At 32.5% G+C, this 634-nt stretch carries 1 protein-coding gene; it reads right to left on the bottom strand.

Annotated features, from left to right (window positions below):
- On the bottom strand, positions 1-443 hold a 443-nt coding region (locus tag L8X40_RS08450), incomplete at its 3' end, for a filamentous hemagglutinin N-terminal domain-containing protein (protein WP_263667691.1).
- Between the last annotated feature and the right edge of the window lie 191 nt (positions 444-634).

Raw genomic sequence — 634 nt, 5'->3', positions numbered from 1 at the left:
GACGAAGTCGAAGCCACAAAGCGATTAGCATTGATAGTTCCTGTTTTAGTAATGATTACTCCATTAGGATTAATTAAAAAGACATTATTACCACTTGCATTTAATACACCTTCTATGGTAGATTTATCTGTTCCATGAGCAATGTTTAGGTAGTTTTGACCATCCCCTTTAAAATTAACTTGAGCTTTATTACCTATACTAAAGCCACCACCCCATTGTATGACATGGTTTCCACCTTGTGTTTTACCTGTAACATCTATAGTATTTCTACCAGTATTTTTATCAAAGTATGGGCCAGATATACTTCCACTAGTCCCATGAGTAAATTTACCTCCACTAGGCAATTGATTTGGATTAAGTGGTTTATCTGCTGCCACCATAGGTGAAAATAGCATTGATACCGTTATGCCTGAGAGTATGATGTGATTTGCTAACTTTTTCATAATTAATCCTTTTTGGTATATTGCTTTAATTTAAATTCACTACTATGCTTTTTGCATCTTTACTTACACTTAGAGTGTATTTAGCTTTTTGAACTTTTGCTTTGATGTTTTTATGTAAGCTTTGATTGTTTTTAGTGATAGTTTCTAATAAGCTTTGTAAGTCTTTTTGATTTAGTTGTTTATTGTTTGCA

This window comes from Campylobacter sp. CNRCH_2013_0855, from assembly GCF_025773025.1.
GTDB lineage: Bacteria > Campylobacterota > Campylobacteria > Campylobacterales > Campylobacteraceae > Campylobacter_D > Campylobacter_D jejuni_C.
This window is presented reverse-complemented; position numbering and strand designations above follow the sequence as displayed.